The sequence below is a fragment of the Corallococcus sp. AB032C genome, from assembly GCF_003668935.1.
GTDB lineage: Bacteria > Myxococcota > Myxococcia > Myxococcales > Myxococcaceae > Corallococcus > Corallococcus exiguus.
This window is the reverse complement of the sequence record NZ_RAWP01000203.1, coordinates 1-6,512: the sequence shown is the minus strand read 5'-3', so window position 1 is coordinate 6,512 and position 6,512 is coordinate 1. Positions and strand designations below refer to the sequence as shown.

General features: G+C 70.0%; 9 protein-coding genes. 3 read left to right on the top strand and 6 right to left on the bottom strand.

What is annotated here, in order from left to right; genetic code table 11:
• Window positions 1-205 precede the first annotated feature (205 nt).
• The gene (locus D7X99_RS41060) at window positions 206-475 is read left to right on the top strand and encodes a hypothetical protein (protein WP_147476412.1); all 270 of its coding nucleotides are present in this window, start codon (window positions 206-208) and stop codon (window positions 473-475) included.
• A gap of 37 nt (window positions 476-512) precedes the next feature.
• Here D7X99_RS41060 and D7X99_RS41055 read toward each other — a convergent pair whose 3' ends face one another.
• Window positions 513-890 (bottom strand): response regulator, encoded by a 378-nt coding sequence (locus D7X99_RS41055; protein WP_121782483.1) that lies wholly within the window; start codon window positions 888-890, stop codon window positions 513-515.
• A gap of 359 nt (window positions 891-1,249) precedes the next feature.
• Here D7X99_RS41055 and egtB point away from each other — a divergent pair, with 359 nt between their 5' ends.
• Together egtB and egtD are read left to right on the top strand one after the other, a co-directional pair.
• Entirely contained in the window at window positions 1,250-2,584 is a 1,335-nt protein-coding gene (gene egtB, locus D7X99_RS41050) for an ergothioneine biosynthesis protein EgtB (protein ID WP_121782480.1), read from the top strand.
• 7 nt (window positions 2,585-2,591) lie between these two features.
• Window positions 2,592-3,614, top strand: a complete 1,023-nt coding sequence (egtD, locus tag D7X99_RS41045) for an L-histidine N(alpha)-methyltransferase (protein ID WP_121782479.1) — start codon at window positions 2,592-2,594, stop codon at window positions 3,612-3,614.
• A gap of 98 nt (window positions 3,615-3,712) precedes the next feature.
• Here egtD and D7X99_RS41040 read toward each other — a convergent pair whose 3' ends face one another.
• The 5 genes from D7X99_RS41040 to D7X99_RS41020 form a co-directional block, all read right to left on the bottom strand.
• On the bottom strand, window positions 3,713-3,889 hold the full coding sequence (locus D7X99_RS41040) for a hypothetical protein (RefSeq protein WP_233607562.1): 177 nt from the start codon (window positions 3,887-3,889) through the stop codon (window positions 3,713-3,715).
• 278 nt (window positions 3,890-4,167) lie between these two features.
• A complete protein-coding gene (locus D7X99_RS41035; protein ID WP_121782477.1) occupies window positions 4,168-4,617 on the bottom strand; it encodes a CoA-binding protein in 450 nt (149 codons plus the stop codon).
• 56 nt (window positions 4,618-4,673) lie between these two features.
• Window positions 4,674-5,228 carry a hypothetical protein gene (locus D7X99_RS41030; RefSeq protein ID WP_121782482.1) on the bottom strand — a complete coding sequence of 185 codons (555 nt, stop codon included), beginning with the start codon at window positions 5,226-5,228 and terminating at the stop codon, window positions 4,674-4,676.
• A gap of 8 nt (window positions 5,229-5,236) precedes the next feature.
• Complete coding sequence (bacM, locus tag D7X99_RS41025) at window positions 5,237-5,683, bottom strand: bactofilin BacM (protein WP_014400844.1); 447 nt, start codon at window positions 5,681-5,683, stop codon at window positions 5,237-5,239.
• Between the two features lie 3 nt (window positions 5,684-5,686).
• A partial coding sequence (locus D7X99_RS41020; RefSeq protein WP_121782476.1) for a ParB/RepB/Spo0J family partition protein occupies window positions 5,687-6,512 on the bottom strand: 826 nt, incomplete at its 5' end.

The window sequence follows — 6,512 nt, the reverse complement described above, 5'->3', positions numbered from 1 at the left end:
GCCCCACCCGGACGGCCGGCCAGGGCCCCTTTCCCCCTCTTCCAGGCCTGCCATACGGCCAGTCATTTCTTCCCCCACGATTTGGGCGAGTCCGTAACTTCTTCAGACGCCAGGGCCGACCCACCGCGAAAGTGCCCGGAATTCCCGGGAGCGGCGGGCAGGCACGCGGTTCGCAATAGCGATGGAGTGTCGAGGAACCGAACCCGTGTCCCAGTCTTCCGCAAGAAATCGCCTGGTCCTGCCCTACCGCGTCCACTACGCACCGCCCGCGTGGCGGGAGGTGGGGCGGATGTCGTCCGAGGCCTTCGAGGCCCTGCAACAGACCCTGGCGCGGCTGGCGGAGCGGACGAAGTCGCACGACTCGGTGGCGGGACCCGTGCGGCACCGCGTGGAGGGCCACGACCTGGAGCTCGTCTATGAGAAGGACCCTCGCGCCAGCACGCTCACGCTGCTCGCGGTGACGCGGCTGGGCTGACACACGAAGGGCCCTCGTTCGCGCGAGGCCCCCGGCTTCAGGCGATCCGGCCGGACAGCCGGCCCACGGTGGCCAGCAGCTCGTCCGGGACGATGGGCTTCTTCAGCAGGCCGCCCGTGTCCGGCAGCGCCTCCGCCCCCACGCCCGACAGCAGCAGCACCGGCACGGCCTTCAGCCGGGGCCAGTCCGCACGCAGGTGGCGCAGGAACTCCGGGCCGTCCATCACCGGCATCCTCAGGTCCAGCAGGATGAGGCTCGGCGGGGGCAGGTGCTGGAGCTCGTCCAGGGCCTCTCGGCCATTGGCGGCGACGGCCACCTCGTAGCCGTCGGCTTCCAGGATTTCGGCGATGGCGGCGCGAGCATCCTCGTCGTCCTCCACCACCAGCACGGGCTTGTGCGGCGCGGGCTGAACCATGTCCCGCAGCATAGAGACCCCCTCCCCCACACTTACACGCCTTCCCGGAATACCCCGACAACTGGTGGACAGATGGCCGCCCTGGAGGGTGGCCCTTCCGAGAGGGCGCATCCCCTCCGGAAGGTGGGGACGCGGGAGGATGCCGCGGGGACGCGGGCCGCGCTCCCGGAGTATCTTTTGGACAGAAACGAACTTTCCGGTCCAGAATTCACCGACAGGTGCCCGCAACCCCGTTAGGACCGCGGATCACCGTGGAGGGGAAGCAGGCTCGCAAACGTGTGCTCCCTCACGGGTCTGTCCCACCAGGGGGGCCCGGGGGGTTAGCGGGGACTGGAGCCCCTTCCTACCTTGGGCCGACCATGTCGCTGAGGAGCCAGGAACAGGGGAGTGAGCGCGTCCGCCAGGCCGTGTCGTGGAAGGCCCGGGCGTGGCGGGAGCTGGAGGCGGGGCGTGAGCGCATCCAGGCGATGCTCGCGCCGCTGCCGGAAGCGGAGTTGATGCGGCAGCATTCGCCGCTCATGTCCCCGCTCGTCTGGGACGTGGCCCACGTGGCCAACTACGAGGAGCAGTGGCTCTTGCGCGCGCTGGGGGCTCCGGCCTTCACGGATCCCGCGTTCGACGCCATCTACGACGCCTTCCGCCACCCGCGCGGCACCCGCGCCACGCTGCCCCTGCTGGAGCCGGAGGCCGCCTGGGCCTACGCCACCCGCGTGCGCGAAGCGGTGGGCGCGCACCTGGAGACGCTGCCCGCGGACAGCGCGGATCCGCTGCTCCACGGCGGCTTCGCCTTCGGCATGGTGGCGCAGCACGAGCAGCAGCACGCGGAGACGCTGGCCGCCACGCTGCAGCTGATGACGCATGTGGAGTACCACCCGGTGGAGGCCCTGCGCCCCCAGCCCGGCGCGGTGCCCCAGCACGAGGTCTTCATCCCCGGCGGCCCGGTGCACCTGGGCGGCGACGACCCGTGGGCCTACGACAACGAGCGCCCCCGTCACGTCGTGGACGTGGCGCCCTTCCTCCTGGACGCGCACCCCGTCACCACGGGGGACTTCCTCGTGTTCGTGGAGTCCGGTGGCTACGAGGATCCGCGCTGGTGGGATCCGAAGGGCTTCGCGTGGATCCAGGCGGAGCGGATCCGCCATCCGCTCTTCTGGAGTCCGCAGGCCCACCACGTCTGGCTGCGCCGCCGCTTCGGCACGGTGGAGCGCCTGCCCAAGGACGAACCCGTGCAGCACGTGTCCTGGTACGAGGCGGACGCGTACGCGCGCTGGGCCGGCAAGCGCCTGCCCACGGAAGCCGAGTGGGAGAAGGCCGCGCAGGGCAGTGACGGCGTCCTACGCGCGCACCCCTGGGGGGACGCCGAGCCCACGGACGCGCACGCCAACCTGGGCGGGACGCGCTGGGGGCCATCGCCCGTGGGCAGCCACCCTTCGGGCCGCAGCGCTGACGGCGTCTGGGGCTTGCTGGGCGACGTCTGGGAGTGGACCGCCAGCGACTTCCAACCGTACGAGGGCTTCCGGGCCTTTCCGTACCGCGAGTACTCGGAGGTCTTCTTCGGAGACACGTCCAAGGTGCTGCGCGGCGGCGCCTGGGCGAGCGCGCCGGTGGCGGTGCGCAACAGCTTCCGTAACTGGGACTTCCCCATCCGCCGGCAGATCTTCGCCGGCTTCCGCTGTGCACGCGACGTGAAGTGAGGGTCACATGAGGATGAGGTCGGAGCAGGGTGAGGCACGCGTCGCGGAGGGCTACTCGGCGCCGGGCGTGAAGGTGGACGTGCACGTGCAGCCCGGGGACGCTCGGCGTGCGCTGCGCGCGGAGGTGCTGGAGGGGCTCTGCCATGGGACCAAGGAGCTGAGCCCCAAGTGGCTCTACGACGAGCGCGGCAGCCAGCTCTTCGACGACATCACCCGCCTGCCGGAGTACTACCCCACTCGCCGCGAGCGGGAGATTCTCCGAGCCCACGCGGACGACGTCGCGCGGCTGAGCGGCGCGGACACGCTGGTGGAGCTGGGCAGCGGCACCAGCGAGAAGACGCGCCTCCTGCTGGACGCGATGGACGCGGCCGGACAGCTCAAGCGCTTCGTGCCCTTCGACGTGAGCGAGGCCTTCCTGCGCAAGGCCGCGGAGGGACTCGCTCGCGAGTACCCGCGCATCGCCGTGCACGCGGTGGTGGGCGACTTCGAGCAGCACCTGGGCCGCATCCCGGGCGGCGGCCGGCGGCTCGTCGCCTTCCTGGGCGGCACCATCGGCAACCTGAAGCCCGCGCAGCGCGCGCTGTTCCTGCGCGAGCTGGCGTCCGGACTGAAGCCCGGTGACGGACTGCTGCTGGGCACGGACCTGATCAAGGACCGCGAGCGCCTGTTCGCCGCCTACAACGACAGCGCGGGCGTGACGGCGGACTTCAACCGCAACGTGCTGCGCGTGATCAACCGCGAGCTGAACGCGGACTTCGACCCGGAGGCCTTCGAGCACCTGGCCCCGTTCGACGAAGCGAACAAGTGGATCGAGATGCGGCTCATCTCACGCAAGGCCCAGTCCGTGTGGCTGAAGGACCTGGAGCGGCGCGTGGAGTTCGCGGAAGGCGAATGTCTGCGCACGGAGGTGAGCTGCAAGTTCTGTCGCGAGCAGGTGCAGGCGGAGCTTGGCGACGCGGGCCTCGACCTGGCCGCGTGGTGGACGGACGCGGACGGAGACTTCGCGCTGTCGCTGGCGATGAAGCGCTGAGCGGGAGACCGCTTTCAGCAGGGGCCGCCCGGCGCTGCTTCAGCGGCGCCGGGTCAGGGCCCGAATCCAGACGGTGACGACGGGTGCGACGGAGCGGCCTAGCGGCGGCGCGGAGGATCGCGGCGCACGGGCACCGGCACCGGAGCCGGCTGCTGCGCCGGGCGGGTCCACGCGGCCCAGAGCGCGGCGGCCGCGGTGATGACCAGTCCCCCCGCCGCTGCTAGCTGCTCACCCAGGGGCCCGATCTCCACGACGGCCAGGGGGAGGGGAAGCATCTCGGTGAGCGTCATGCGCGGACTCCTTACGAGGGGCACAGCGTGAAGACCCGGGGCGGGCGGGCGCTCGGCACAGGTCGGGAGGCTAAGGTTAGGAAGTCGGAAGGCTTTCGGGAAGTCCCGGAGACTCCAGCTGACAGTACGTGGACGGAATTGCACCCCGGGCCGGTCCCGAAGTCCATCCCCTGCCAGTCGCAGCCACCAGAAACATCTCGCTCCTCACGTAATGGGGACACCCGGGCCGCGCAGGACGTTCCCGGGTTCCCCTCCGGCGCCGCTTATCGGGCGTCCGGGTGGCGCTTCTTCCACTCCACCTTCATGCAGTGGTCCTGCACCACGCGGATGCCCGCGCGCGCCAGCTGCTCGGCCGCGGCGTCGTTGCGGATGCCCAGTTGGAACCATACGGCGTACGGCTTCTTCGCCAGCATCGCGTCCACGTGCGCGTTGATGTCGTCCGGCCGCAGGAACACCTGCACCACGTCCACCTCCCCGGGCACGTCCTTCACCGACGCGGAGATGGGCTCGCCCAGGATGCTCCCCTGCTCGCCGTGCGTGGGCACGGGCAGCACGGTGAAGCCGTGGTCCTTGAGGAACTTCGGGATGGCGTGCGCGGGCTTGTCCGCCTGCGCTTCCGGACGGATGCCCACCACGGCGATGCGCTTCGTGCGCGCGAGCAGCTCGCCAATGCCTTCCGCGTCGTCGATGAGGTTCTTGCGCCAGTCGTCCATGGGGTCACCGCGCTCCTTGAGTAGAGGAGGCCGCGACCCTCACGAGACAGGGGACTTCAGCGGGGCGCGGCCTGGACCTGGATGGTACGGCAGGCCTCGGTGGCCAGGCGGACTTCCTCGGCGGTGGCGCCGGGGCGGCTGGCGCAGAGGAACAGGTCGTCCCCCACGCGCCGGGCGCCGAAGAACGCGGGCGCCTCCGGTCCCAGGCCGCCATCCGTCAGGGACGGGGCCATGGTCACGCGCAGCAGGGCGAAGGAGGGAGTGTCCTCTTCCTGGTCCAGCGACAGCGTGAACTGCTTCATCTGCTGACGGACGTTGTCCGCCAGCGTCTCCGAGGAGGGCATCTGCTCGCCCTGCCCCGGCTTCAAATCCACGCGCAGCGCCGGGCGGCCAGGAGGGCCCGCCTGGAAGCTGCCGTCGGTGGCCACCTGCGCGGACCAACCCGGCGGCAGCGGCACCTTCACGCCCGAGCGCAGCCCCGCGTCCTCCGCATGGATGTCGTCGACCGGCGTCTTCTTCTGGCAGCCCTCGCAGCCGCCAAACAGGACGCCGAGCGAGACGACCCCGAGGCCGATGAGCCCCGGAGTCTTCCGCGCGTGGGACGCGAACATGCGCACCGTTACTTCTTCTCTCCGGGCGGGGGCGGGTTACCGCCGCCCTTGCCGATGTTCTCCATCTTGAGGGAGCCCTCGAAGATGACGCCGCGGTCCATGGAGAGCGACGGCGTCTCCAGGTTGCCCTTCACGCGGCCCGGCTGCTTCAGCTCGATGAGCTGCGTGGCGCGCACGTTGCCTTCCACGGTGCCGTTGATGATGACGGTGCCGGCTTGGATCTCCGCCTGCACGCGGGCGCCGTCGCCAATGACGAGCACGTCCTTGGTGACAATCTGCCCGTTGAACTTGCCGTCGATTCGAACCTGACCTTCGAAGGTGAGCTTCCCCTCGAACTCGCTTCCTTTACCCAGAAGCGTGTGAACCTCACCCGGACGCGTCGACACGAAATCCTCCTCCCGTTTGAACAGGGGCTTGCTGGGTGCTTCGTCTTTCTTCCCGCCAAGGAGCGCCACGCCCTACTCCTTCCTCAGAAGCTTCAACAGCCTGTCGAGGTCATCGTAGGAGAAGAAGTCGACTTCCAGGGTGCCTTTTCCCGGGCTTTTCTCCGACAGACGGACCTTTGTTCCCAACCGACGCTGCAACTCCTCGGTGAGCGCCTTCACCTGCGGGCTCACCTTGGGCGCCGGCTTGCCTGCATCCTTGCCGCCCTTCGCGGACTTGCCCTGCTGGACCAGCCGCTCCGTGTCGCGCACGGACAGCTTCTTCTCCGACACCTGCTTCGCCAGGTTCTGGAGCTCCGGCAGCCGGGGCACGCCGAGCAGCGCGCGAGCGTGGCCCATGCTGAGCGACCCGTCCGCCACCATGGCCTTCACGTCCGGGGGCAGGGCCAGCAGGCGCAGCGCGTTGGCGACGGTGGAGCGCTCCTTGCCCACCTTCTGGGCCACCTGCTCCTGCGTGAGCTTGAACTCCTCCACTAGGCGCCGGTAGCCGTCCGCCTCTTCAATGGGGTTCAGGTCCGCGCGCTGGAGGTTCTCCACCAGGGCGAGCTCGAAGGACTCGGCCTCCGTGACCTCGCGGATGATGGCGGGGATTTCCTTCAGGCCCGCGGCCTGGGACGCGCGCCAGCGGCGCTCGCCCGCGATGATGAGGTAGCCGTCGCCGCCCTTGTTCGGGTTCTTCCGGACGAGGATGGGCTGGAGCAGTCCCTGCGCCTTGATGGACTCGGTGAGCTCGTGGAGCTTGGTCTCGTCGAAGTGGCGGCGGGGCTGGAGCGTGTCCCGGTGGATGGACTCGATGGCCAGCTTGAGCACGCCGGGCTTCGGCGGCGGCGCGGCGGGGGCC